Here is a 23,767-nt window from a genome sequence, read left to right as displayed (position 1 = left end):
TCAGCGGGTCGCGATCGGCGTGTGGCGGCGTTCCGCGCTGGCCGGTTCGGCCGGCGTTGGTCCTTGTTTGGGCGTGCGAGTGAAGCCGAGTGCGGTGACGGCGGTGACGGCTATGCCGGCGGCGGCGACCAGGAAGGCGACACGCAGGCCGGTGGTGGTCGCGATGCGTAGTGCCTCTCCGTCGAGGCCATGGGTGCCGGCGTTGGCGAGGGCGACGAGGATGGCCAGGCCGACGGCGCCTCCGACCTGCTGGGTGGTGGAGGCCATTCCGGAGGCGATTCCTTGTTCGTGGGCAGGGATGTCGGTACTGGCGGCGCCGAACATGAGGGTGTAGCCGGCGCCCTGGCCCAAGCCGAGGATGACCAGTCCTGGCGTCAGGGCCAGGTAGGAGGCGTCGGCGTCCAGGGTCAGGGCGACGATCACCGCGCCCACGCCGCCGATCACCAGGCTGGCCACCATCGAGGTTCGGATTCCGTACGCGGTGGCGAGCCGGCCGCCGGTCTGCGCTCCGACGGCGATGGCGATCATCGAGGTGAGGAAGGCGAGCCCGGTCCGCAGGGCGCTGTAGCCGTGCACGTTCTGGAAGTAGACCGTGAGGAAGTACAGCAGGGTTCCGAACGTCGCCATGTACAGGAAGGTGACGATCATCCCGGTACGCAGGTCGCGGTTGCCCAGCAGGCGCAGCGGCAGCAGCGGATCGCGGCCGCGCCGCTGGATGACGAGGAACGCCGCCAGCAGGGCGATCCCGCCGATAATGGCGGCGAGGACGGACGGGGCCGTCCAGCCGGACTCCGGCCCCTGCACGATGGCGAGCACGACCAGGGTGGTGCCTGCCGTCCCGGTGACCGCACCGGCCAGGTCGAACGTTCGACCCGCCGTCCGCTCGGCGTCGCGGGCGATCAACGGAAACGCCGACAGCACCGCCACGGTTGCCAGCGGAACGTTGACGTAGAAGACCGCCGGCCAGCCGAACGCCTCGGTCAGCACGCCGCCGAGGAGCGAGCCGAGGATCATGCCGCTGCCGCCGGCCGTGCCCCACACCGCGTATGCGCGGTTGCGCTGCCTGCCGGCTGCGAAGCTCACACCGACCAGGGTCAGCGTGGCGGGGAACAGGAACGCTCCACCGAGGCCCTGCACGGCGCGGGCGGCGACGAGCAGCGATGGGCTCTGCGCAAGCCCACCGGCCAGCGAGGAGACGGCATAGAGGGTCAGGCCGGCGACGAACACTCGACGCGGGCCGAACAGGTCGCAGGCCCGCCCGCCGAGCAGCACGAACCCGCCGAACGCGACCGCGTAGGCGCTGATCACCCACTGCAAGGTGTGCCCGGAGAAGCCGAGTTCGCGGCCGATTTCGGGCAGCGCCACGTACACAATGTTGTAGTCGATGGAAATGATGAGCTGGGCGAATGCCAGCAGCGCCAGCAGCGCTCCCAGCCGGCGCGGTCGCGCCGGCACAGCCTGGATATGAGTCACGTCGGTTTTCCTTCTTCGGCAGGTCAGATGTTGAAGATCGCGTTCGGGTCGCCGGTGAACCAGGGTTGTCGATACGCCTCCGCCGGATCAGCCAGCGCTCGCCGTCGCCGACGAGATCGACGTCGTAGGGGTTCTTCAGCAGCGCGAACGTGGCGTGGTCAGCGGCGAGCAGGTGCTGGTTTCGATGCCTCAACCCTGCGGCTGGCCTGAGCGGCGAACAATGCCGACGTATGCCATGATCGTGAAGCCAGGATTAACGATGCTGGGAGAGGGGCATGCTGGAGCGACATGAACTGGAGGCGTTTCTCGCCGTCGCCGAGGAACTTCACTTCGGCCACGCCGCAGAACGAATGCGCGTGTCCACGGCGCGGGTCAGCCGGTCGATCCGCAAACTGGAACGGCGCGTCGGCGTCCCGCTGTTCAACCGGACCAGCCGCCGGGTCGAGTTGTCCCCGGTGGGCGGGCCCTCTAGGACGACCTTCGACCGGCCTGGACACAGATAACCACCGCGCTCGCCCGGGCGATCGAAGCGGGCCGCGGGATCACCGGTACTCTGCGGGTCTGCTTCACCGGCGCGGCCGGCGGCCAGTTGCTGGTCCGCGCCACCGAGCTGTTCCGTCGGCGATCGAAGTCGCCGCCGCAGGTGACCGGCGCTATCCCCTCGTCGGCGCCGGAAGCGGCGTCTTCCCGGTCGGAGCCAACGCCAGGCGCTACTACGCCCGCCCCGACGTGGCGTACGTCCACCTCTACGACGCGCCGCCCCTGCAGTGGGGCCTGCTCCGGCGCGCAGACGGGGCCGATGCCCGCGTCCGCGCCTTCATCGAAGCCGCCCACATCCTCGTCTCCGCAGACAGATGACTGGCCCGCGCATCTGCCGCTCCGAACCGGGTCAACGCATCGCTCACCTTCGGCGAAGGCCACGGGACGTGGATCAGGCCGACGCGCCGCGGACGATGGCCACCGCCACCCGGCAGAACTCGTCCATGTCCGGCTCGAAGCCGGCCGCGATGTCGGGGTGCAAGCCGCCCCGGGTCTCGTCGAGCAGCCGCTGGCAGACCTGCTCGACCGGCTCGCCGGCGTAGCTGGCGCGGACCCGCTCCGCCGCCGCCTGCAGCGCCGAGGTCAGCTGGTCTTCCAACGGGCCGCGCAGCTTCTGCTGCACGGGGTCGAGCCCGCGGGGGTCCAGCGTGACATGTGGCTCCGACATCGGCGCTCCCTTCGTCGGCGTCCGCGGTACCCCACCGCGGCCGTCGGTCAAACCACGTTCGGTACGGCGGCGACCCGTACCTGGTACGAGAATTCCTCCGCCGGCTCCTCCACGTACGACAGCCGGCGGATCTGCCGGTCGTCGTCGTAGAGGGCGACGTCGACCAGGACGCCGAGGTGGGCCAGTCCGATGCTGGACACCCGCTTCTTGTCCTGGAGCACCGCGCACACCCCGCCGAGCAGCGTGCTGGCGTCGGAGGTGCGGTGCCCGGGTGGGCAGCGCAGCACCAGGTCCACCTCGATCGGCCCGGACAGTGGGGTCCAGCCGGTCTGCTGGGCCGCCGCGCAGGCCGCTTCGAGCAGGGCGCGGACCCTCGTCGCCTGCCGGTGGCCGGCGGCGAAGATGGACAGCGCCTCGGTCTTGACCGGTGGCAGGCCGCTCACCTCGAACGTCAGGGCGAGAGCGCGGGTGTCCTGCACCACGACGGCACCTCCTCGTTGGGGACGATCCTGCCCAACCGGTGGACCGGCAGAGGGAAGTTCCCGCGAGAACCAACCGATCGGACGGGCTGGGGTCGGCCGGAGGCGTGTCGACGTCGGCGGCGAACGCGCTGGCTGCGGAGCTACGGAAACGCTAGTCGACCCTGCGGTCGCTGGGTAGCACCGCCGCTCACTGGGTGGGACGAGGCGCGAACGCGCAGAACTCGTTGCCCTCCGGGTCGGCCATGATCCACCAGCTGATCGTGTCGTCCGGCTCGCGCAGCAGCGTGGCGCCGGCCTTGATCAGCGCCGTCGGCTCCGGGTCGGTCAGGTCGACGTCCCAGTGCATCCGGTTCTTCACGGTCTTGCGTTCCGGCACCGGGTCGAAGATCCACTGCCGCCACGGGAAGCCGGCCGCGCCGAGCACCGAGGCGTGCCCCCGGTCGCTGGTGCGTACCTCGCCGCCGACCACGCCGGCCCACCACGTGGCCTGGGCGACCGGGTCGGCGGAGTCCACGACCAGCGCGATCGGGCCCGGCTGCGCACCCTCGCGGGGCGGGAACGCGCAGTACAGGTTGCCGTCCGGGTCGGCCAGCACCCACCAGCTGATCTCCGCGTCCGGCTCGCGGACCAGCCGCGCTCCGGCGGCCAGCAGCGCCGCCGGCTCCGCGTCGGCCAGCCGCAGGTCCAGGTGGACCCGGGTCTTGGCGGTACGCGGCTCGGGCACCCGGTTGACCCAGATCGACTCCGCGCCCGAGCCGCCGCGCGGGTCGATCCGGGTGTCCCCGTCGCCGGTGTCGACCAGATCCCCGTCGAGGATCCGGGCCCAGAAGGCGCCCAGCGCGTGCGGGTCGGCGGCGTCCAGACAGAGGTCCTTGAAACGAGCGATCATCCGCCCATCATGCCCGCCCGACCGCCGGCGCCGGGGCAGCCCCACCGGCCCGCCCCGGCGCCCCGCCTGCCCGGCCCCGGCCGGCCAGGGCCGGCTCCAGCGCGCCCGGCGGGGAGGGCACGGGCACGGCAGGGTCAGTGGCGGCCGCGCTTGACCTCGTGGAAGGCCGGCAGGTGTAGCAGGGGAAGCAGGCAGTCCCAGATGGTCAGCGCGTCGTCGGTGCCGGGCACCTCGGTGAGGATCGGGCCGTGCATGCCCCGCTCCGCGCCGGGCACCATGAGCACCGGCGAGCCGATGTCCGGGCCGGCCGAGGCGTACGCCAGCGCGTGCGACTCGCGTACCGCCCGGTCTCAGCGCTCGTCGTCGAGCGCCGCCGCCGCGTTACCTAGCCCGGACGCCTCGACGGCCGCGTCCACGATCTTCGGCGACAGCGGGTTGCCGGCGTCGTGGCTGCGCGCGCCCACCTCGGCATAGAACCGGGCGACGTCGTCCGAGCGCCCGTCGGCGCGCAGCGCCTCCACCAGCCGCAGCGCCCGACTCGACGCGGCCAGCACGTCGGCGAACTCGGGGGCCGACTTCCCCTCGTTGAGAATGGCCAGGCTGAGGGCCCGCCATTCGATCCGCAGGCCACGGGCGTCGGCGACGGCGACCAGCCAGCGTGAGGTGCGCCAGGTCCACGGGCAGGCGGGATCGAAGAAGAAGGCGGCGTCCATCGGCCGAGGGTAAGCGCCCTCGCGCCGACCCGCAGCGCGGTGACCCGCACCCGCTTCGGTGTGTGCAAGGCCCGACGCTCGGCCGCCAGCGGCCCCTGACGACGAACGCCAGGTCGACCCGCAGCGATAGGCTCCGGGGCCTGCCGCGGAACGCGAAGCTGAGCTGTCGGGACGCCGGTGGCGGCTACGCGGGGCAGCGCGATTCCCAGCGTCATCGCGGCGGGTACCGAACCCGCCCACGGGAAGCTGACCTGCGATCGCGGCCAGGGCGGGCGGCCTGTGGGCACGGCGTAGCACCCGAGACGGAGGTGATCATGTCGATCACGATCGGTGGCGGCCTCTCCTCGGTGCTACGCAGGGCCGGGCAGGAGGCGGCGCGGCTGAAGAAGCTGAGCATCGGCAGCGATGACCTGCTCTTCGGGCTGGTGGGGCGCTATCCGCCGCTACGCGCGGCGATTCCGCTCCGGTCGCAACCCGAGGGGGCCGGCGAGCCACCGCACCAGGTACCGGCTGAATCCGAGCTGCGGGTGGGCCTGACCGTCGAACTGACCCGGGCGATGCGGGAGGCGTACTGGCGTTCCCTCGGTTGGCCGGGGCCGGCGCGGGACCGGTTCGCCGGGGTGCCCGGCTGGGAGCCGGACGCTGCGGCGGTGCTACAGGTGGCCGCGCACCTGGCGGCGCGTCGCCGGGCGTCGTGGGTGGGAAGCAACCACCTGCTGGAGGCGCTCCTGGAGACTCCCGGTAACCGGGCCGGGCGGCACATCGCCTGGGATCGTCTCCTGCCTGGCCGGCTCGACGACGCGGCGGCGCGGATCTGGCCCCGGGGTGACCAGGAGCCGCCCCGGTCGGGGCTGGCCGGTCCGCTTCGGCAGATCGGGGTGCTCGTCGGGCCAAACGAGGAGCCGGCCGGCCGGTTCAAAGCCCGGCTGATCTCCTCGGCCAGCCGGCTCCTGACCCAGACCACGCCGGCGCTCGGCTGGCTGGAGCTGGAGGCGGTGGCCGAGACGGTGCGGCTCGGGCACGACCGCACCGCACCCGCCCATCTGATCATGGCCGTGCTCGTGCTCGAGGAGGAGATGCGGGCCGGCGGGCTGCGTCCGGGCCGGCCCTCCGGCTCCGCCAACGGGGCCCTGCTCGGCGACTTCGGGCTGACCCGGCAGGAGGCCAGCCTCGTGGTGGCCACGACCGACCACGGCGGGCAGTTCGCCGGGCCGCGGCCCAGGCGGGCCTGGCGCACCGACCGGAACAACCCGCCGTGGACCGCGGCGGCGGCCCGGATAGCCGAGCGGGCCCGCGAGCTGAGCGCCCTCGGCGGCCGGGTGCCGGCCGGCAGCGCCCACCTGATGTACGCGGTGTTGACCGACCCGGACGGCAGTGGTCCACGGCTGCTCAGTGCGCTGGGCGCCGACCCGTCCGCGATCCGCGAACTGGCCGCTGACCGCCTCGGACTGGCCTGACCGGTCGCCCGGCAGCTCACCGCGTCGAGGGCCGGCGATCGCCGTCACGCCGGAAGCGCTGTTGTCGGCGTCCCATCATGGCCAGGTTTCGCGACTTCGCAGGTCGGGCAGTGTTGGGGCCACGAAACGTCCGGGACCGATCACTCGCTGGTCAGCGTCCCGACCGTCTCGCCGTGCGCCGGGGCACGGTGCGTCACCCCGGCTGTTGCGAGGGGAGGGGTGATGAGTGATCCCCACGGGACCCGGCTCCGGCCACGCGTACGCGCGCTGGCCGCCGCCGCGGCGCTGACGTTGGTGGTACCCATGGCGGCCTGCGGATCCGGCGACGACGGCGGCGTGCCGACGATCAACCTGTACTACCCGCCGGAGCAGAACCTGCAGAAGGTGGTGGACACCTGCAACGCGGCGGCCCAGGGCCGGTACCGGATCGCCTACCGGGTGCTGCCGCGCCAGGCCGACGACCAGCGGGTGCAGATGGTGCGTCGGCTCGCCGCGGAGGACCCCGGCATGGACGTGCTCGGCCTGGACGTCACCTGGACGCAGGAGTTCGCCAGCGCCGACTGGATCCTGGAGTGGACCGGGCAGGACCGGGCGGACGTCGAGCAGGGCACCCTGGCCGGCCCGCTGGAGACCGCGCGCTACCAGGACAAGCTCTACGCCGCGCCGAAGAACACCAACGTCCAGCTGCTCTGGTACCGCAAGGACCTGGTGCCCGAGGCGCCGAAGAGCTGGGACCAGATGATCTCGGCGGCCCAGCAGCTGAAGCAGCAGGGCAAGCCGTACCAGGTGCTCACCATGAGGAGCTGGCCGCCGACGCCGGGGCGGCCGACTTCACCGGCGCCGGGGCGAACCTGGTGACCCGGCTGTCGGCGGAGTCGCCGGTGGTGGAGGGGGAGACCCGCCGGGTCTGGTTCAACCTGGAGAAGATCCACCTGTTCGACCCGTCGAACGGGCGCAACCTCACCCTGCACGAGGGCCGCGCGGCTGGGGCCCTGGCCGACTGACACAGGGGTTGAAGCTGTCGGACGGATGGCCCGCTGTCTCGTGCTCACCGCGTGGACAGCGGGCCGTCGGTCGGGACGCGGCGCCACCTGGCCGCCAACACCGTCAGAGGCCGAGCATCGGCAGACAGGGCGGCAGGCCGTCGACTGTCACCGGGAGTCGAGCACCGCAACCCTGCGCGCCCCGGCCGTACGTCGGTAGCTGGCGTCGAGCAGCTCGTCGACCTCGTCCCAGTTGGTGTCGCCGGTCAGGTCGACCCCGATCCACCCGTAGGCACCCAGGTAGGCCGGCACGTAGCAGCGGTCTTCCGCCAACAGCGCCGCACGCTCGTCGGGGTCGACCAGCACGAGCACCGAATGATCGTGCTGCCGGTAGACGCCGTCGACCTTCACCGATCCCCCGTAGTAGGCGAAGACCTTGGCGGTGAAGAAGGCGGGACGTCCGTGGGAGACCTTCTCGGCCGCGTCGGGGAACGCCAGGGCGAGCGCCCGCAGCCGGTTCAGCAGCGGGTCTGCCTCGTCGAACATGATGGGGTGCGGCATATCAGTAGGTAAGCACACGGTGCGCGGTTGGGGACCGGGTGGATGGCAGAGTCGCCACCGGCCCTCGACGTCGCACGCGAACTGCTCGACGGACAGACGGGGCTCGGGCCGCGATAGCTGCTCACGGGCGTCCATGAGGGTGAACCCGCACCACGATCAGATACGGCGGAGCACCAGCGTCACGAAGCCCAGAACGTTGCGGTACCCGCGCAGCCACTGATCGCGGTGCTCCGCGGCGACGGTGAGCGCCTCGGCGGCGTCCGGATGGCCGGGGTTGTCCAGCGCCCACTCGGTGAGCGAGCCGACCCACGACCATTCGTAGTCGTCCCACTCGGCGGCGTCGCTGACATGGGCGTACACCGGCGTCCAGCCGGCCTGCTCGGCGGCGTCGACCAGGCCGGCGAGGTCGGTGAAGTCCTCAGGCTTCGCGTCGAGCGCCGCGAGTGCCTCCGGAGTCGGTGGGACCTGCCAGAATCCCTCACCGACCATCAGGATGCCGTCGGCGTTCACGTGCCGCCCGGCCAGCTCCAGCGTCTCGCCGAACCCACCGAACGCGTGCGTCGACCCGACGCAGAGCACCAGGTCGTAATCGCCGTCCGGCACGTACGCCCGGGCGTCGCGCTCGTGCAGGGTGAGCCGGTCGGCGAGACCGCGTTCGGCGGCGGCGCTGGCGGCGCGTTCGAGGGCGTACCGGCTGACGTCCACGCCGTCGGCGTGCCCGTCGGGGTAGTGAGCGAGGGCCTGCAGGGCCCAGGCTCCCTCTCCGCAGCCGAGGTCGAGGACGCGAGCCGTCGGTTGGCGGCCCGCTCGGCGCAGAAGCCGGTTGAGGTTGACACCGGAGATCGGGGCCGCGATCGGGTGGTGCGGGTGCGCGATGCTACTGAGCCGTTGACGATCCACCGTCGCAGTCAACACGAGTCCGGCCGACGCCCGCACCCGGGTCGTCATGCCTCGAGTTGGCGCCCGACCGGCACAACGCTCGGATCGACTGGTTCCGCGGCCTCGCGCTCGAGGCGTGCATCGTCGCAACCGGGGCTCCGTTCCCCGTCGAGGGCCGTGCTGGCCGGCGCCCCCAGCGGGACCCCGGCCGACCTGACCGACGAGGCCCGCACCAGGCAGCGTTTTCCCAGGCTCACGGCGTACCTGGACAGCAATCCATGGATCGAGCGTCCGTGGGAACCCGCGAGCGCCTGAGCCCCCGCGCGCACCCAGTGCTCTGAGCGTGCATCGCGCGGCCGACGCCTGGACGTCAGTGACACACCATCGCCACGTCGAGGAAGAGGCAGCACGAGCTCAAGGTGGACAAGGCAAGCGCGGACCCGGCTCGAACTGCGATCTCGACGCCGCCACGGTGCCGCCGGGTCACGGGCAACGTCTGCTCCAGGACCACGAGACCCAGCCAGCCGAGCAGTATGAGCGGGAACCAGAGATCCCAGGAAGCGTTGTCGAACGCGCTCGCGTTTCCATTGCCGCCGTAGTTGGCGCAGTCTTCGTAGCGCGTGATCGGGTCGAGGAGCATCAGCAGCGACGCGATGGCCGCGCCGCCGACGAGGCAAGCCCAGAATCCGCTGAGCCGTGACGAGCGCCCCCGACGGTCGATCATCAGCTCAGCCTAGAAGCACCGCCGGCAGCGTTGCCCAGACCTGCGCCGCCACCGCGAAGGTGCTGTCCTCTGCTGCGCCAACCGTGACCTGTCCGCGGCAGAAGCGGACACCGCTGGCGTGCGCGACCAGCCGACATCCCGTGGAAATTTCTCTCGGGACGGCGTCGGATCCGGGCCGAGTCGTTCGTAGAACGGGCGAGAGACGGAGACGTCTGCCCGACCCGTGATGCTCAACCAGCTAGCAGGCGAGGGTGACATCCCAATCGGGTCCTACGTGCACCGGGAGGTAGCGGCATGGCAAAGCTGATCTACGTGACCAATGTGTCGGTTGACGGCTATATCGAGGACGAAAGCGGAGCCTTCGACTGGTTCCCACCCGACGACGAGGTATTCACGTTCACCACCAACCTCCTGCGGTCCGTGGGTACCTTCCTTTACGGGCGGCGCCTGTACGAATCGATGGCTGTCTGGGAAACCGACGCTGCTCTAGCCGCGCAGTCCGCCCTCATGGCTGACTTCGCGAGCGCCTGGCAAGCGGCGACCAAAGTCGTCTACTCCACCACTCTCACCGCGGTGTCAACGGCTGTCACCAGCTTGGAGCGCCGTTTCGACCCCGCCGTCGTACACCAGCTGAAGGCCACGGCCGGCAGTGATATCACCGTTGGAGGCGCCAACCTGGCGGCGCAAGCCATGCGGGCTGGACTGGTTGACGAGTGCCAGTTGTTCGTCTGGCCGACGGCCGTCGGCGGTGGCAAGCCGGGGCTGCCTACTGGCGTGCGCACCGACTTCGCGCTCCTCGACGAGCGCCGATTCCAGAACGGCGTCGTTCACCTCCGTTACCGCCCGCTCGGCCACTAACCAGGGTTACCACCCTGATCTGGCCGCTGCGGCCGGTGTGACGAGCGCCCGCCCACCCATCCGCCGCCGGTGAGACCCCTGAGCGTTCGCGGGCTGCTTCCCGAGCATCGGAGGTCCATCGCATGACCGAGTGAACCTTCTCGGCACGAGCGCGCGCAGCGGGCCGTCACTCATATCCCATGGCCGGGATGACCTTGCCGAGTGCTTCTTCGATGAACTCTCGGGTTTCGTCGTCGAATTGGTTGCTGCGTTTCGTCAGCTTGTGCGACTGGAACGTGGAAGGGGTGGCGAAGTCGTCGACGTCGAGCCGTTCGAACAGGGCGCGGCGCTGCCCGGGCCAGTCGGCTGCGAGATCTTCTGCCCTCACCTCGATGTATCGCCTGCCCGTCAGGTCGACCGTGTTCTTCCAGGTGAGCCATCGGTGGTAGATCGGCTTGAGGTAGGCGAGCGCGCCGTCGACGGTGGACGGCGCCCATGGCTGGGCCAGGTGGGATGCGAGCACCGAGACCGGGTGACGCTTGATGTGCACGATTGTCGCTTCGGGGACCAGTTCCCAGAGGAACTCCATGTACAGCAGGTTGAACGGTGTCTTCTCACACCAGGTCGGCTTGCCCGCGTCGGCGGCTGCTCCGCCGAACATGGTGTCGATCAGGCCCCGCAGGATTCCGAGCAGTTCGCCCCGGTCGCTGAAGTACCTGGGAAGTACCCGCCGGCGGCTCACCGGCTCGAACGGCCCGGCAGGCCGGTCGGCGTTCCCGAAGCCTTCCGCAGGCGCAGGTTCGTCGTATGTGTGCGCGATCAACTGCGGCCAGAGCTGTTGCACCGCGTCCCGGTAGCGCCGCTCGCCGACCAGCTCGGGAACGGTCTTGCCGCGATCGTCGCGCCGGCCGGGCACTCGTACGGTGAGGAAGTCGCTCAGCCGGTGCAGGGCGTCCTCACCGACGGTGGGGTCGTATCGGTCGGTGAGCGCGTCGGCCAGGTCCCGCAGGCCACCCGGGTCGATGAGGAACCGGGTCTCCATGGGAATCCGATGGATCAGCGGATGTTCGCCGATGATGTCGGCGATCCGTGACGTTCCCGACCGACCCGTACCCGCAACGAAGATCGGTGAGGGGAGAGGCACGGCGAGCAGTCAAGCTCTCAGCCCGGTGCCGGTGCAAGCCATTTATCCATTTCAGCACGGCGCCTTCGCGAGGACGACGTGATCTTCGCGGACATCGCCGATCATGGCGAATTCGGCCCGGTCGACATCGCAGCAGAAGCGGAGGTCGTTGGAAAGATCAACACGTTCGGACGCGGGTAGCTGTGCATAGCCACGAGCATGCTCGGCGGCGCCGTCCATGATGCCGGCGACCAGGTCTGCCCGTCGCGGCGCTGACTCCGCCGTGGGCCGAGCTCGCCTGATGAGCGGGGGCGGTGGTCAGCCGGGCCAGTTGAGGCGCGGTGCCCGGCCGAGGAACTCGGCGTAGCGGGCCAGGGCGCGCTCCACCCGTCCCCGGACCCGCTCGGTCAGCGGCACGAGCGGGTTCACCGTCACGGTCACCCGGGCCGGGTCGAGCGTCCGCTTCCAGGTGCCCACGACGCGGCCGGCGCGCACGATGGTCGCCTGGAAGACGCCGTTGCCGCCGGGCACGATCGCGTTGGCGTGGGCGGGGTCGAGCATGAGCGACCGGTCGCGGTAGCCCAGCAGGTACTCGTCGAACCCGGGCAGCACCAGCACGTCGTCCACCCGGCGTGGCCCGGTGTCGAGCAGTGCCGGATCGACCATCGCGGCCGCACCGTCCACCAGCACCGGCGCGAGTGCGTCGCCAGCGGCGGCGAACCCCCGGCGGGCGTCGGTGAGGGTGAGGCCGGTCCAGCCGGCGAACTCCCGGTCGGTGACCGGCCCGTGGGAGCGGACGTAGCGGTGCGCGAGCGTGGCCAGCGCTTCCTCCCGGTCGAGCCGGTGCGGTTGCGCCGCCCACTCGTCGAGCAGGGCGAAGGTCTGCTCGGTGCCGACGTTCGGCGCCAGGCAGGTGACCCCGCGCACGCTCGCGTACCAGAGCAGGTGGTAGCCACGCTGGCCGGTGGTGCCGATCCCGGCGGCCGCCAGTGCGGCCAGGCACTCGGCGCGGGTCAGCCGACCGCCACCGGCCAGCGCGCCGCCGAGCACCTCGACCGCCCGCTCCGCGTCGGCCTCGCTGAGCCCGAGCTGCGCCCGCCGGGTCGCCGCGCCGGCCAGCGACCGTACGCCGGTCAGCTCCAGCATCCAGCGGGCGTCGCGGGGCGGCACCAGGTGCACGGTGCCCCGCATCGGCCAGGTGCGCAGCGCCTCCCGCCGCTCCAGCGCGGCGTGCACGGCGGTGTGGTCGTGCCCGGGCAGCCGCACCCCGAGCGACCACATCCCGCTGGCCAGGTCCTGCGCCTGCATGGCGCCGAACCACTCCACCACGTCGGCCACGGTGGCCGACGTGGTGGCCGGGTGCGGATGGAGCAGCAGGCTGGACATCCGCAGCGCCAGCGCGTCGGTCGCGGTGAGCAGGTGCACGGGGCGGCCCTTTCCGGTCGGGTGGGCGCCAGCGTAGGTCCCGGCACCGACGTTTCCGCCACCGCCGCCGCCGTCCGCTGCCGCCGCTGTCCGTCCGCTGTCGCGGAGGCATGACGGTCGGCGGAACGGGAACACGGCCCGGGTGGTGGGCGCGCTCCGCGCCCGGAGGGAGCGACATGACTGCGTCCAGCGAGCCGGTGCGGGGCACCGGCGCACCGACCCGGGCCGGCCGGACCGGAACGGCGGCCAAGACCAGCGCCGCGGCCACATTCGCCCTCGTCTTCGGGGTGGCCGCGCTGATCAGCGTGCTCACCGTGATCCTGTCCTGGATCGGCCTGCTGCTCGGTATCATCGGCGTCGTGCTCGGCATCGTCGGGCTGAAGATGGCCCGCCGCCCGGGGGTGACCGGCCGGGGCGTGGCGATCGGCGGCCTGGTGCTCAGCGCCCTGGCGGTGCTGATCGGGCTGGCGTTCGGCGCCGGGATCACCACCTTCCTCAACAACGAGGCGGCGGTGGACCGGATGCAGCAGCAGGTCGACGACCTGCGCGACCGGCTCGACTGAGCGCGGTTCCGGACGGTACCGGCGTGCCGGGTGTCTCCCCTGATCGCGCTGCGCCAGCGACGCTGCCGGCGAAGCGCGATCCCCCGTTCAGGTTCCCCGATGCGGCGGGCTGCCGGTCGCGCCGACACCGGTGCGACCAGGATCCCGGCCGGCGGCCGGTTCGGCACCGGTTCACATCGGAACTTGCGGAAATCTTGAGCCGTGACAAGCGTTCCGGTCAGAGCCGCCGGTGCATGACGAGCAGGTCCACGAAGCCGTCGCGCGGGTGCCGGAACGCCTCCGGCACCCGACCGACCACCTCGAAGCCGAGCGAGCGCCACAGCGCCACCGCGCGGGTGTTCGTCGCCACCACCGCGTTGAACTGCATGGCCCGGTAGCCCTCCGCGCGGGCCAGCGTCAGCACGTACTCGCCGAGTGCCCGCCCCACGCCGCGGCCGGCGGCGACGGGGGCGACCATGAAGCTGGCGTTGGCGACGTGGTCGCCCGGCCCGAGCTGGTTCGGCACCAGCTTGGCCGTGCCCAGCACGGTGCCGTCCGGGTCGACCGCGACCACGACCCGGCCGGGCGCCGGCACCAGCCACATCGTCCGCGCCCGGTCCTCGTCGACGTCGCGGGGCCAGGTGTACGTCTCCCCGGCCGCCACGATCTCGCGCAGGAACGGCCAGATCCGGGGCCAGTCGTCGGCGGTGGCGGGTCTGATCTCCATGCCTCCAGCATCGCCCGCCCACGCGGCCCGGTCGCACCAGGGCCGACCGCCGCCTTGGCGCCGTTTGTCCGGGCGGCTGCCGGGTAGTCGCCGGAGCTGATCCGAGACGAGGAGGACCTTTGATGGCTGACCGGACCAAGGTCGCGGTGATCTACTACAGCGCGACCGGCATCACCTACCAGATGGCGCAGGCGGCGTGCGAGGCCGCTGGCGACGCCGGCGCCGAGGTTCGGCTGCGGAAGGTGCACGAGCTGGCACCGGACGAGGCGATCCGCTCCAACTCGGGCTGGCACGCGCACGCCATGGAGACCCAGGACGTGCCCGAGGCGTCGCTGGACGACCTCACCTGGGCCGATGTCGTCATCTTCGGCACGCCGACCCGGTACGGCGTGATGGCCGCCCAGCTCAAGCAGTTCATCGACACCACCGGCCCGCTGTGGTCGCAGGGCGCCCTGGTGAACAAGGTCTACTCGGCGTTCTGCTCGACGGCCACCTCGCACGGCGGGCAGGAGTCCACCCTGCTGTCGCTGTTCCACGTCTTCTACCACTGGGGCGGCGTCGTGGTCACCCCCGGCTACACCGACGACAGCCAGTTCATCGCCGGCAACCCGTACGGCGCCTCGCACACCAGCAACAACGGCGAGACCGCGCCGGACCACATAGCGCTCACCGCCACCGCGCTGACCGCCAAGCGGGCGGTGCAGCTCGGCACCGCGGTGAAGAAGGGCCTGGCCGGCTGACCGGCTCGTCCGGGGCGCCGGCCGGACCCGGGCAGCGGGGGGTGGCCGGTGGCCCGGGCGGGGGCTCTCGGGCCCGTCCGGACCACCGGCACCGGCAGCTCTACCGGTTACGCCGCTCGTTATGCCGGCTCGGCGGCCGGCAGGCTCACCGGCAGCAGCTCGGTCAGCAGTTCGCCGAGGACGGCCAACCCGTCCGGGCTGAGCACCGACTCGGGGTGGAACTGCACCCCGGCGAAGCCCGGGCCGCGCAGCGCGTGCACCGCCCCGTCGGCCTCGTCCCGGGCCAGCAGCACCGGCCCGTACCGGGTGGCCAGCCGGTCGGCCTCGGCGCGGGCGGTGTAGCTGGAGTAGAAGCCGACCCGGCGTGGTACGCCGAAGAGGGTCAGCTCGCGTTGCAGCCCCTGGTAGGGCGCGTCCCGGCGGTGCAGGGCCAGCCCCAGCAGCCCGGCCAGCAGCTGGTGGCCCAGGCAGACCGCGAGCGTGGGCCGGCCGTCGGCCAGCAGCCCGGCGAGCAGCCCGCGCAGCGTGCGCATCTTCGGGTCGGTGACGCCGCCCGGGTCGCCCGGGCCGGGGCCGACCACCACCAGGTCGTACCCGTCGAGCGGGCCGGGGGTGTGCCAGGGGCGCAGCGTCACCGTCAGGCCGAGCGCGCCGAGCTGGTGGGCCAGCATGCCGGTGAAGGTGTCCTCGCCGTCGACGATCAGGGCCCGCCGGCCGGTCAGCCCGGGCAGGCCGGCCGCGCCCGGCGTGCGCTGGTCGAGCCAGAACCGGGCCAGCGGGGCGTTGCGGGCGGCGAGTGCGGCCCGCACCTCGGGGTCGTCGGCGAGCGGGCGTTCCGGGCCGGGACGCGCCGAGCCGGCACGGTCGTGGCGTACCGCCGGCCGCGGGCCGGCGGCCGGGGCCTGCGGGCCGAGCCCCAGCGCGGCGAGCACGCCGGCGGCCTTGGCGTACGTCTCGGCCACCTCGCCGGCGGCGGTGGAGTGCCGGACCAGGGTGGCACCGACCGACACCCGCAGCTCGCCGGTGGGGGAGATCTCCGCGGTCCGGATCAGGATCGGCGCGTCCAGGGTCTGCCGGCCGGCGTCGTCGTGGCCCAGCAGGGCCAGTACGCCCGCGTAGTAGCGCCGACCGGTGCGCTCGTGCCGGGCGATCACCCGGCAGGCGTTCTCCATCGGGCTGCCGGTGACGGTGGGCGCGAACATCGTCTCCCGCAGTACCTCGCGGACGTCCTTGGAGCCCCGGCCGGCGAGCAGGTACTCGGTGTGCGTCAGGTGTGCCATCTCCTTCAGGTACGGCCCGACCACCTGGCCGCCCCGCTCGGCCACGGTGGCCATCATCTTCAGTTCCTCGTCGAGCACCATGTACAGCTCCTCCACCTCCTTGGGGTCGGCGAGGAAGCGCAGCAGCGCGGCCCGGTCCGGGGTGGCGCCGGTGTGCCGGAAGGTGCCGCTGATCGGGTTCATCATGACCAGGCCGTCGTCGACGCTGACGTGCCGCTCGGGGCTCGCCCCGACCAGCACCCGGCTGCCGGTGTGCACCAGGAACGTCCAGTACGCCCCGCGTTCGCCGCGCAGCAGGCGGCGCAGCGCGGCCAGCGCCGCCGTCAGCGGCGGGCCCTGTACGGTGGCCCGCAGCGTGCGGTGGATGACGAAGTTGGCGCCCTCGCCCCGGCCGATCTCCTCGGTCAGCACCCGGCCGACGGTGGCCGCGTACTCGTCGTCGTCGACGTCGAACCCGGCGTCGGTGGTGACCACCGGCAGGTCCGGCAGCGCGGCGAGCGCTTCGGCCAGCGTCACCCGTTCGTGTCGCTCGACCAGCAGGCACTCCAGCGGCATGCCGTCGTCGACGCAGGCGAAGCCGCGCTCGGTGACCTGCCGGAAGGGGACCAGCGCCAGCGTCCGCGGCCCGGCCGGTCCGGCCGGCAGCGGCACGTCGGCGAGCCGGTCGACGGCGCGGACCGGGCCGGCGTACAGCTCCAGGTGGTCGGCGCCCTCGCGCCGCACGAGCGCGAACGGGCCGGGGTCCGCGCCGCGGGCGACGTCGGCGAGCAGGTCGGACAGGTGGGGCATGGTCTCTCCTCGGGCCGGGTGCCGTCCGACGGGACGGCCCGGGGGCCGGAGCAGACCGGCGGCCGCCTCGACGGGCGGCCGCGTGGGGTAGCTACGCGCGGGGGAGGGCCGCCGGGTCGGCGGGCCACCAGCAGGTCAGTCGCGCGAGCATGCGACCACCCTACGCGGTGGGTGGGCCGGCGGGAAGCCGATCGGGCGTACGCCGTTGCGCCAGCGCTTCGGCGGCCAGCTCAGCGGGTACGTTGACCCGCGATGAACATTCTCGCTCTGGACCTGGGCACCTCGTCGGTGCGCGGGCTCGTGCTGGATCCGGACGCCCGGCCGTTGCCGGGTGCGCTGGCTCGGCGCCGGGTGGAGCTGGTCGTCGGCGACGACGGCACCGGCACCCTGGACGGCCCCCGCTACCTGGCCTGCCTGATCGAGTGCCTGGACGAGCTGGCCGCCGGTGGTCACCTGCGGGACGTGTCGCTGGTGGCGACGAGCGCGCAGTGGCACTCGGTGGTGCCCGTCGGCGCCGACGGCGCGCCGCTGGGACCGGTGCTGACCTGGTTGGACACCCGACCTGAGGCGTTGCCCGGTGCGACCGGGCCGGCCGACCCGGACGAGTACCACTGGCGCACGGGCGCCTGGTGGCACCGCTGCTACTGGGCGCTGCGGCTGCCCTGGCTGCGGGAGCAGACCGGCGGCCGGGTCGCCCGGTTCCTCGGCCTGCCCGAGTACGTGTTCGGCGAGTTGCTCGACTCCGCCCCGATGTCGATGTCCCAGGCCTCCGGCACCGGCCTGCTCGACCTGCGGACGATGGACTGGGACCCGGAGGCCTGCGCGCTGTCCGGCAGCCGCCCCGACGACCTGCCCGAGCTGGCGCCGGTGTCCTGGCGGGGGCGGCTGCGCCCGGCGTACGCGCGGCGCTGGCCGCAGTTGGGCGACGCGCTGTGGGCTGGCCCGGTGGGTGACGGCGCGGCGGCGAACGTGGGCTCCGGCTGCGTCGGACCGGACCGGGCCGCGGTGACCGTGGGCACGTCGGCGGCGGTGCGCCTGATGCAGCGTGTCCCGGTCGGGGCGGCGCTGCCGCCGCTGCCCGAGGAGCTGTGGCGCTACCGCGTCGACCACGAGCACGTGGTGACCGGCGCCGCGTACTCCTCCGGTGGCAACCTCTTCGCCTGGGCCAAGCGGGAGCTGCGGCTGCCCCAGGGCGTGGAGCTGGACGCCGCCCTGGCCCGGTTGCCGGCGGCCGGCCGGCTTCCGGTGAACGTCCGGTTCGGCGGGGACCGGCCCCCGGGCCTGGTGCCGGCCGGCTCGGGCGAGCTGCGCGGGTTGAGCTTCGGCACCAGCGCGGTGGACATCCTGGCCGCGCTGATGCGGGGGCTGTGCGACCTGGTCGCCGAGAACCTCGCCGTGCTGGAGTCCACCGTCGACAAACCGGTGGACGTGGTGCTGGGCGGGGGAGCGGTGACCGCCTCGCGGTGGTGGCGTTCGGCGTTCGCCGCGGTGCTCGCGCCCCGACCGGTGTGGCACGGCAGCAATCCGGAGATCGGGGCCAGCGGCGCGGCACTGGTCGCGTCCGGCCGGATCGGTGACGCCACCCGACTCGCCGACATCAGCCGGACGGATGAGAGCACCTCACCCTCCTGAGTCGCACCTCAGCCCGGCCCGTTGACACAGCTCGCGCGCCTGATTGGATGGACTGCGCTCCCCGGGTCGCGGCGGACGCGGGGAACGTAGGAGGCATGTGTGGGCGCAGGTCCGGACCGGGCGCACGGCGCGGTGTCCAGCCACCGCCGGCGCCGGTTCGACGTCCGGGTCGTGCCGCACCGGCGCCGCTCGCCGTTCCGGCTGCGCGACTGGCGGATGCGCACCAAGCTTGCCACCGTGCTGGTCGTCCCATCGGTGGCCTTCCTCGTGCTGGCCGGCCTGCAGACCGGCGCGCTGGTCAACCAGACCACGGCGTTGAGCGACTTCGCCCAGCAGGTGGGCATCGGCCGGGAGATCACCGCCGCGGTGCACCGGCTCCAGCAGGAGCGCGACCGGGTCGCCGGTGAGCTGGCCGAGCTGCGCCGGGTCGGCGCGGGCGGCGACCGCGATGTCGCCATCGCCGCGCTGAAGCCGCTGGAGGCCGCCACCGACCAGGCGATGCGGGAGCTGCGCCAGGCGGCCGAACCGCTGACCGACGCCGACGCGTCCTGGCGGGTCGCCTACTCGGAGGCGCTCGAGGCGTACGACCAGGTGGTCTACATCCGGGCCGCGGTGCCGCCGGCGGTGCTGGGCAGCGACACCATCCTGAGCAACTACCACCGGGCCATCGACGTGTTGCTCAACCTGCTCGCCGAGCCCTCGCCCGGCGACGACCACCCGGCGCTCAGCGACGCGGTGCTGCGCTACGTGCAGCTCGCCCGGGTCAAGGAGCTCTCCTCGCGGGTGCGCGCCCAGCTCTACGAGGCCGCCCGCGCCGGCCGGTACGACGTGGAGGACCAGGTAGCGCTGAGCGACCTGCGCGCCCAGCAGTTGACCGCGCTCGGCGCGTTCCGGGTCGCCGCGACCGCCGAGCAGATCCGCCGCTACGACCAGACCTCGGTGGACCCGGAGTTCCTCGCCGCCACCCGGCTGGAGGAGCGCAGCCTCCCGGGCGACGGCGAGCCGGAGGTGCTGCCCGCTCCGGAGTGGTGGGCGGCCAGCGAGGACCGCCAGGAGCTGCTACGACAGTTCGAGGTCTCGGTGCTGGACGACGCGGTACGGCAGGCCGACGGCGCGAGCGCCGGTCAGCTGCGTACCACCCTGCTGGTGGCCGGCGCGATCGTCACGGTGCTGCTGTTCGCGCTGCTCATCTCCGTCCTGGTCGGACGGTCGGTGGCCCGGTCGATGCGGCTGCTGCGCAGCCAGGCGCTGCGGATCGCCCAGGTGGAGCTGCCCGACGCCCTCGACCGCCTGCGTACCGTCACCGGGGGAGTGCCGACCATCGACGTGGCGCCGGCCGTGGTGCGGTCGCTCGACGAGATCGGCGAGCTGGCCGAGGCGTTCGTCGCGGTGCACCGCAGCGCCGTCAGCGTCGCCGTCGAGCAGGCCACCACGCGCCGCAACGTCAACGGCATGTTCGTCAACCTCGCCCGGCGCAGCCAGGTGCTGGTGGAACGGCAGCTGGAACTCCTCGACGACCTGGAGCGGGAGGAGAGCGACCCGGACCAGCTGGAGAACCTGTTCAAGCTCGACCACCTGGCCGCCCGGATGCGGCGCAACGACGAGAGCCTGCTGGTGCTGGCCGGCACCGAGTCCACCCGGCGGTGGAACCGGCCGGTCCGGTTGGCCGTGGTGCTGCTCGCCGCCGGCGCCGAGATCGAGCAGTACCAGCGGGTGCGGCACGAGTCGGTGGCCGAGCTGCACGTCGTCGGGCACGCCGTCGGGGAGGTGGTGCACCTGTTGGCCGAGCTGCTGGAGAACGCCACCGCGTTCTCCCGGCCGGACACCGTCGTCCGGGTCACCGCCGGGCCGGAGGGGCACGGCGCGGTCATCGAGATCGCTGACCAGGGCCTGGGCATGAGCCCGACCGCGTTGGCCGAGGCGAACGCGGTGCTGGCCGAGCCACCGGCGGCGGACGTTGCCGCCGTCGAGCGGATGGGTCTGTTCGTGGTGAGCCACCTGGCCGCCCGCCACAAGATCGAGGTGCGGCTGCACGCGAGCGCGGACGGGCTGACCGCCCGGATCCGGCTGCCGCGCGAGCTGCTCGCTCCGGATCCGGGGCCGGAGCTGGACCCACCGGGGGCGTCCCGGATGCTCACCGGCGCGATCGCCGCCGCGAACCGGGCCCGCCCGGTCGAGCTGCCGGTGGCCGGTCGGCGTCCCGACCCGGCCGTGCCCCGGTCGGCCCGTCCGGTGCCGGTCCGGGCCGAGGACGTGCTCGCCCCGGCCGCGGCGCCGGTGCCGTCCGGCGGCGGCTGGTGGACCCGGCACGGGCCGACGGCGACCCCGTCCGTGGACGGCTTCCCCGTCCCGCCGGCCGTTCCGGTGACCGGCGGCACCAACGCGCGCGGCCTGCCGGTACGGGTGCCGATGGCGCAGTTGTCGGCGGTCACCCGGTCGGCCCGGCCGGAGCAGCCGCCCACCCGTCACGAGCCCGATCCGGACGCGGTCGGCGGCATGCTCTCCCGGCTCTACAGCGGGGTGCGCCGGGCCGAGGCCGAGGAAACCCGAGAGATACCCATGCCGCGTGGCGGCGTGCCCAGCGAAGGGGGACGACAGTGACGACGACGTTGAGCCAGGAGGCCCGCGACCTGAGCTGGCTGGTCAGCGCGTTCGCGCAGCGGGTGCCGGGGGTGGCGCACGCGGTGGTGGTCTCCTCCGACGGGCTGTTGGTCGCCATCTCCGACCACCTGCCCCGCGACCACGCCGACAAGCTGGCGGCGGTCACCTCGGGGCTGATGAGCATCACCGCGGGCGCCGCCCAGATGTTCGACGGCGACGTGGTCAAGCAGACGGTCGTCGAGATGGGACGCGGCTACTTCCTGGTGATGCAGGTGCGCGACGGTTCCATCCTGGCCACGCTGGCCGGCGCGGACGCCGACATCGGCGTGGTCGGCTACGAGATGGCGCGGCTGGCCAAGCAGGCGGGGGAGATGCTCACCCCGGCGCTGCGCGCGGAGTTGCAGCAGGCGCTGCCCCGCTGAGGCCGGCTCGCGCGCCGCCGGGCCCCCCGTGCCGGGCCCCCGGCGGCGCGCGTCCCGGATCCCACCGGCCCCGCCGACCGGGCCGGTGGGTGCTGCCGACGGTCAGAGCGCGTTGCGGGCGATCACCGTGCGGTACCAGTGGGCGCTGCGCTTGAGCACCCGGCGCTGGGTCGGGTAGTCCACGTAGATCAGGCCCCACCGCTGGTCGTAGCCCTCGGCCCACTCGAAGTTGTCCAGCAGCGACCAGACGTGGAAGCTCTCCAGCGGCACGCCGGCGCCGATCGCGCGGTGCGCGGCGGCCAGGTGCTCGCGCAGGAAGTCGATCCGGCCGGCGTCGTCGACGGCGCCGTCGGCGCCGAGCACGTCCGGGGTGGGCAGGCCGTTCTCGGTGACGGTGAGCGGGATCGGGCCGTAGTCGCGGGTGACCCGGGTCAGGATGTCGTACATGCCGTCCGGGTAGATCTGCTGCCAGTCGGCCTCAGAGGTGGGCCACCGGCGCTCGGTGCCGCCGTCGGCGGTGACGTAGATCGGCGTGTAGTACTGCACGGCGAGCAGGTCGACCGGGGCGGAGATGACGGCCAGGTCGCCGTCGCGGATGCCGCGGACCATGCGGCTGTCCGGGCCGAGGTCGGCCAGCACGTCCTGCGGGTAGCTGCCGCGCAGCACGGAGTCGAGGTAGAGCCGGTTCTCGTAGCCGTCGTAGAGCCGGGTGGCGGCGGCCGCTTCCGGGGTGTCGTCGGTGGGGTAGCAGGGGTGCAGGTTGAAGGCGGGGCCGATCCGGCCGGCGCCGCCGACGGCCCGCAGCGCCTGGACGGCGAGCCCGTGGGCGAGCTGGAGGTGATGGGCGACCAGGTAGGCGGCGGCCGGGTCCCGCCGGCCGGGGGCGTGGTGTCCGGACAGGTAGCCGTTCTGCACCACGGTCTTCGGCTCGTTGATGGTCAGCCACACCGGCACCCGGTCGCCGAGGGCGCGAAAGACCGCGTCGGCGTAGTCGGCGAAGCGGTGGGCGACGTCCCGGGACTCCCAGCCACCGGCATCCTGGAGGGCCTGCGGCAGGTCCCAGTGGAACAGGGTGGCCATCGGCGCGATGCCCCGCTCGTGCAGTCCGTCGATCAGGCGCCGGTAGAAGTCGAGCCCCCGCTGGTTCGGCGCGCCGGTGCCGTCGGCCTGGATGCGCGGCCAGGAGATGGAGAACCGGTAGCTGCGCAGCCCGAGGTCGCGCATCAGGTCGAGGTCGTCGCGCCAGCGGTGGTAGTGGTCGGCGGCCACGTCGCCGGTGTCGCCGTTGCGGACCCGCCCGGGGGTGTGGCTGAAGGTGTCCCACACCGACTCGCCGCGGCCGTCCTCCTTGGCGGCACCCTCGATCTGGTACGCGGAGGTGGCCGCGCCCCAGCCGAAGTCCGGCGGGAAGCGCAGCGGCCCGGTGGGTGCGGCGGCGGTGTCCGGGTCGGCGGCGCCCTCGTCCGGGTCGTCGCAGCCGTCGGCGGTGCCCACCACGGCGGCGGTCGTGGTGGCGCCCAGCCCGGTGCCGGCGGCCCTGGCGGAGGTGGCGGAGAGCGCGGCGCGGCGGAGCAGGTGCCGCCGGGTGAGTGTCGACATGGGTTCTCCTCTGATGGTGCGTGGCCGCCGCCGGGTGCCGGGAGCGCTCCCAGCATAGTCAGGCGCTGCCAGCCGGTCATCCGCCGGCCGGGCGGGACGGGGTCCCGGGCCGTGGCGGCGGCGATCGGGGATGGCGAAGCGGGGAGGTGCGGCGGGCACCGGTGGGTGTGCCGCGGCGATGCCGGGGCGCGCGGTGGCGCGCCGGCCGGGGGCGCCGGCGGGCGCCGGGCGGGAAGCCGACGGTGGGCGGGCGAGGCGGCGGTGCCGACGTCGGGGCCGGTCCGGTCGGCCTCTTTTCCCGTCGTGAAGGGAGGTTTAGTGTGGGGACGGGGGAGGGCAACCCCCGTCCCCACCGTTGCAGTACACGCACGGGCGGATTTGGCGTCCCTGTCGTGCGTGTCGCGCGGGAGCCGGGCCACGCGAGTGGCTTGCGGATCCACCTCCCTTCACTGGGTGGGACGTTGGCTGGCGGCGGCGTCCGGGCTGGCCCGCCGTCAGCCTTCGGGCTGATCCCGGGGTCCGTCCGCGGACTCGCCCCAGGTCGATCTTGTTGGTGGAACTTTGTCGGTGGAAGCGCTCCCATCGACGATGCTTGCGACTGTAACGCCCGTCACGGCTTTGTGAAAGCCCCAGAACGAGATCGAAACATCTGACTGTTCGGCGCGGGCCGCGCTTGTTGTGG

Annotated in this window: 23 protein-coding genes and 1 pseudogene; 10 read left to right on the top strand and 14 right to left on the bottom strand. The window is 72.9% G+C overall.

Features of this window, described 5'->3' with window-relative positions:
• The gene (locus tag FHX32_RS20825) at positions 1 to 1,473 is read right to left on the bottom strand and encodes an MFS transporter (protein ID WP_486481213.1); all 1,473 of its coding nucleotides are present in this window, start codon (positions 1,471 to 1,473) and stop codon (positions 1 to 3) included.
• Positions 1,474 to 1,748: 275 nt separating this feature from the next.
• Here FHX32_RS20825 and FHX32_RS35270 point away from each other — a divergent pair, with 275 nt between their 5' ends.
• Positions 1,749 to 1,976 carry a helix-turn-helix domain-containing protein gene (locus FHX32_RS35270; RefSeq protein ID WP_486481212.1) on the top strand — a complete coding sequence of 76 codons (228 nt, stop codon included), beginning with the start codon at positions 1,749 to 1,751 and terminating at the stop codon, positions 1,974 to 1,976.
• A 428-nt stretch (positions 1,977 to 2,404) separates the two neighbouring features.
• Here the strand turns inward: FHX32_RS35270 and FHX32_RS20815 are convergent, their stop codons facing one another.
• The 4 genes and pseudogenes from FHX32_RS20815 to FHX32_RS20800 all read right to left on the bottom strand — a co-directional run bounded on the left by FHX32_RS20815 (position 2,405) and on the right by FHX32_RS20800 (position 4,764).
• On the bottom strand, positions 2,405 to 2,680 hold the full coding sequence (locus FHX32_RS20815; RefSeq protein ID WP_167185550.1) for a hypothetical protein: 276 nt from the start codon (positions 2,678 to 2,680) through the stop codon (positions 2,405 to 2,407).
• Between the two features lie 47 nt (positions 2,681 to 2,727).
• Positions 2,728 to 3,159 (bottom strand): hypothetical protein, encoded by a 432-nt coding sequence (locus FHX32_RS20810; RefSeq protein ID WP_167186346.1) that lies wholly within the window; start codon positions 3,157 to 3,159, stop codon positions 2,728 to 2,730.
• A gap of 190 nt (positions 3,160 to 3,349) precedes the next feature.
• Positions 3,350 to 4,051, bottom strand: a complete 702-nt coding sequence (locus tag FHX32_RS20805; RefSeq protein WP_167185547.1) for a VOC family protein — start codon at positions 4,049 to 4,051, stop codon at positions 3,350 to 3,352.
• A 134-nt stretch (positions 4,052 to 4,185) separates the two neighbouring features.
• Positions 4,186 to 4,764 (bottom strand): annotated as a pseudogene (locus FHX32_RS20800) (DsbA family protein).
• Between the two features lie 314 nt (positions 4,765 to 5,078).
• On the opposite strand from FHX32_RS20800, the gene FHX32_RS20795 reads away from it, so the two are divergent.
• From FHX32_RS20795 to FHX32_RS20785, 3 genes are all read left to right on the top strand, one after another.
• Entirely contained in the window at positions 5,079 to 6,221 is a 1,143-nt protein-coding gene (locus FHX32_RS20795) for a Clp protease N-terminal domain-containing protein (protein ID WP_167185544.1), read from the top strand.
• A 222-nt stretch (positions 6,222 to 6,443) separates the two neighbouring features.
• Positions 6,444 to 7,079 carry an extracellular solute-binding protein gene (locus FHX32_RS20790; RefSeq protein ID WP_486481211.1) on the top strand — a complete coding sequence of 212 codons (636 nt, stop codon included), beginning with the start codon at positions 6,444 to 6,446 and terminating at the stop codon, positions 7,077 to 7,079.
• Positions 7,076 to 7,225, top strand: a complete 150-nt coding sequence (locus tag FHX32_RS20785) for a hypothetical protein (protein ID WP_486481210.1) — start codon at positions 7,076 to 7,078, stop codon at positions 7,223 to 7,225. The genes FHX32_RS20790 and FHX32_RS20785 overlap by 4 nt, the downstream gene beginning before the upstream one ends.
• 147 nt (positions 7,226 to 7,372) lie before the next feature.
• On the opposite strand, the gene FHX32_RS20780 is transcribed toward FHX32_RS20785, so the two are convergent.
• The 3 genes from FHX32_RS20780 to FHX32_RS20770 form a co-directional block, all read right to left on the bottom strand.
• Complete coding sequence (locus FHX32_RS20780; RefSeq protein ID WP_167185541.1) at positions 7,373 to 7,765, bottom strand: MmcQ/YjbR family DNA-binding protein; 393 nt, start codon at positions 7,763 to 7,765, stop codon at positions 7,373 to 7,375.
• A 156-nt stretch (positions 7,766 to 7,921) separates the two neighbouring features.
• Complete coding sequence (locus tag FHX32_RS20775) at positions 7,922 to 8,665, bottom strand: class I SAM-dependent methyltransferase (RefSeq protein ID WP_167185538.1); 744 nt, start codon at positions 8,663 to 8,665, stop codon at positions 7,922 to 7,924.
• Positions 8,666 to 9,014: 349 nt separating this feature from the next.
• On the bottom strand, positions 9,015 to 9,368 hold the full coding sequence (locus tag FHX32_RS20770; protein WP_167185535.1) for a hypothetical protein: 354 nt from the start codon (positions 9,366 to 9,368) through the stop codon (positions 9,015 to 9,017).
• 294 nt (positions 9,369 to 9,662) lie between these two features.
• Here FHX32_RS20770 and FHX32_RS20765 point away from each other — a divergent pair, with 294 nt between their 5' ends.
• Positions 9,663 to 10,226 carry a dihydrofolate reductase family protein gene (locus FHX32_RS20765; RefSeq protein WP_167185532.1) on the top strand — a complete coding sequence of 188 codons (564 nt, stop codon included), beginning with the start codon at positions 9,663 to 9,665 and terminating at the stop codon, positions 10,224 to 10,226.
• 166 nt (positions 10,227 to 10,392) lie between these two features.
• Here the strand turns inward: FHX32_RS20765 and FHX32_RS20760 are convergent, their stop codons facing one another.
• The 3 genes from FHX32_RS20760 to FHX32_RS20750 all read right to left on the bottom strand — a co-directional run bounded on the left by FHX32_RS20760 (position 10,393) and on the right by FHX32_RS20750 (position 12,714).
• Positions 10,393 to 11,349, bottom strand: coding sequence for a sulfotransferase family protein (locus FHX32_RS20760; protein ID WP_167185529.1), 957 nt, complete (start codon positions 11,347 to 11,349; stop codon positions 10,393 to 10,395).
• Between the two features lie 51 nt (positions 11,350 to 11,400).
• A complete protein-coding gene (locus FHX32_RS20755) occupies positions 11,401 to 11,568 on the bottom strand; it encodes a hypothetical protein (protein WP_167185526.1) in 168 nt (55 codons plus the stop codon).
• Positions 11,569 to 11,646: 78 nt separating this feature from the next.
• Positions 11,647 to 12,714 (bottom strand): winged helix DNA-binding domain-containing protein, encoded by a 1,068-nt coding sequence (locus FHX32_RS20750; RefSeq protein ID WP_167186343.1) that lies wholly within the window; start codon positions 12,712 to 12,714, stop codon positions 11,647 to 11,649.
• 215 nt (positions 12,715 to 12,929) lie between these two features.
• Here FHX32_RS20750 and FHX32_RS20745 point away from each other — a divergent pair, with 215 nt between their 5' ends.
• Positions 12,930 to 13,316 carry a DUF4190 domain-containing protein gene (locus tag FHX32_RS20745; RefSeq protein ID WP_167185523.1) on the top strand — a complete coding sequence of 129 codons (387 nt, stop codon included), beginning with the start codon at positions 12,930 to 12,932 and terminating at the stop codon, positions 13,314 to 13,316.
• A 217-nt stretch (positions 13,317 to 13,533) separates the two neighbouring features.
• Here FHX32_RS20745 and FHX32_RS20740 read toward each other — a convergent pair whose 3' ends face one another.
• The gene (locus FHX32_RS20740; RefSeq protein WP_167185519.1) at positions 13,534 to 14,022 is read right to left on the bottom strand and encodes a GNAT family N-acetyltransferase; all 489 of its coding nucleotides are present in this window, start codon (positions 14,020 to 14,022) and stop codon (positions 13,534 to 13,536) included.
• Between the two features lie 122 nt (positions 14,023 to 14,144).
• Between FHX32_RS20740 and wrbA the strand changes: the two genes are divergently transcribed.
• Positions 14,145 to 14,762: an NAD(P)H:quinone oxidoreductase gene (wrbA, locus tag FHX32_RS20735; protein ID WP_167185516.1), complete on the top strand. Its 618-nt coding sequence runs from the start codon at positions 14,145 to 14,147 to the stop codon at positions 14,760 to 14,762.
• A 119-nt stretch (positions 14,763 to 14,881) separates the two neighbouring features.
• On the opposite strand, the gene FHX32_RS20730 is transcribed toward wrbA, so the two are convergent.
• Positions 14,882 to 16,831, bottom strand: coding sequence for a chorismate-binding protein (locus FHX32_RS20730; RefSeq protein ID WP_167185513.1), 1,950 nt, complete (start codon positions 16,829 to 16,831; stop codon positions 14,882 to 14,884).
• Between the two features lie 252 nt (positions 16,832 to 17,083).
• Between FHX32_RS20730 and FHX32_RS20725 the strand changes: the two genes are divergently transcribed.
• From FHX32_RS20725 to FHX32_RS20715, 3 genes are all read left to right on the top strand, one after another.
• Entirely contained in the window at positions 17,084 to 18,463 is a 1,380-nt protein-coding gene (locus FHX32_RS20725; protein ID WP_167185510.1) for an FGGY family carbohydrate kinase, read from the top strand.
• A 99-nt stretch (positions 18,464 to 18,562) separates the two neighbouring features.
• Positions 18,563 to 21,064 carry a nitrate- and nitrite sensing domain-containing protein gene (locus FHX32_RS20720; protein ID WP_167185508.1) on the top strand — a complete coding sequence of 834 codons (2,502 nt, stop codon included), beginning with the start codon at positions 18,563 to 18,565 and terminating at the stop codon, positions 21,062 to 21,064.
• Entirely contained in the window at positions 21,061 to 21,486 is a 426-nt protein-coding gene (locus FHX32_RS20715; protein WP_088993029.1) for a roadblock/LC7 domain-containing protein, read from the top strand. The genes FHX32_RS20720 and FHX32_RS20715 overlap by 4 nt, the downstream gene beginning before the upstream one ends.
• A 102-nt stretch (positions 21,487 to 21,588) precedes the next feature.
• Here FHX32_RS20715 and FHX32_RS20710 read toward each other — a convergent pair whose 3' ends face one another.
• Entirely contained in the window at positions 21,589 to 23,085 is a 1,497-nt protein-coding gene (locus FHX32_RS20710; RefSeq protein WP_167185504.1) for a GH1 family beta-glucosidase, read from the bottom strand.
• Between the last annotated feature and the right edge of the window lie 682 nt (positions 23,086 to 23,767).

This window comes from Micromonospora sp. CNZ280 (assembly GCF_011759515.1).
Note: the sequence above shows the minus strand (reverse complement) of the source record. Positions and strands in the feature narration are given on the sequence as shown.

Bases quoted from the DNA above. Each gene is read 5' to 3' on its own strand.
- FHX32_RS35270 (WP_486481212.1), top strand. From the start codon at position 1,749: ATGCTGGAGCGACATGAACTGGAGGCGTTTCTCGCCGTCGCCGAGGAA.
- FHX32_RS20815 (WP_167185550.1), bottom strand. From the start codon at position 2,680: ATGTCGGAGCCACATGTCACGCTGGACCCCCGCGGGCTCGACCCCGTG.
- FHX32_RS20805 (WP_167185547.1), bottom strand. From the start codon at position 4,051: ATGATCGCTCGTTTCAAGGACCTCTGTCTGGACGCCGCCGACCCGCAC.
- FHX32_RS20795 (WP_167185544.1), top strand. From the start codon at position 5,079: ATGTCGATCACGATCGGTGGCGGCCTCTCCTCGGTGCTACGCAGGGCC.
- FHX32_RS20790 (WP_486481211.1), top strand. From the start codon at position 6,444: ATGAGTGATCCCCACGGGACCCGGCTCCGGCCACGCGTACGCGCGCTG.
- FHX32_RS20780 (WP_167185541.1), bottom strand. From the start codon at position 7,765: ATGCCGCACCCCATCATGTTCGACGAGGCAGACCCGCTGCTGAACCGG.
- FHX32_RS20770 (WP_167185535.1), bottom strand. From the start codon at position 9,368: ATGATCGACCGTCGGGGGCGCTCGTCACGGCTCAGCGGATTCTGGGCT.
- FHX32_RS20765 (WP_167185532.1), top strand. From the start codon at position 9,663: ATGGCAAAGCTGATCTACGTGACCAATGTGTCGGTTGACGGCTATATC.
- FHX32_RS20755 (WP_167185526.1), bottom strand. From the start codon at position 11,568: ATGGACGGCGCCGCCGAGCATGCTCGTGGCTATGCACAGCTACCCGCG.
- FHX32_RS20750 (WP_167186343.1), bottom strand. From the start codon at position 12,714: ATGTCCAGCCTGCTGCTCCATCCGCACCCGGCCACCACGTCGGCCACC.
- FHX32_RS20745 (WP_167185523.1), top strand. From the start codon at position 12,930: ATGACTGCGTCCAGCGAGCCGGTGCGGGGCACCGGCGCACCGACCCGG.
- FHX32_RS20740 (WP_167185519.1), bottom strand. From the start codon at position 14,022: ATGGAGATCAGACCCGCCACCGCCGACGACTGGCCCCGGATCTGGCCG.
- wrbA (WP_167185516.1), top strand. From the start codon at position 14,145: ATGGCTGACCGGACCAAGGTCGCGGTGATCTACTACAGCGCGACCGGC.
- FHX32_RS20730 (WP_167185513.1), bottom strand. From the start codon at position 16,831: ATGCCCCACCTGTCCGACCTGCTCGCCGACGTCGCCCGCGGCGCGGAC.
- FHX32_RS20725 (WP_167185510.1), top strand. From the start codon at position 17,084: ATGAACATTCTCGCTCTGGACCTGGGCACCTCGTCGGTGCGCGGGCTC.
- FHX32_RS20710 (WP_167185504.1), bottom strand. From the start codon at position 23,085: ATGTCGACACTCACCCGGCGGCACCTGCTCCGCCGCGCCGCGCTCTCC.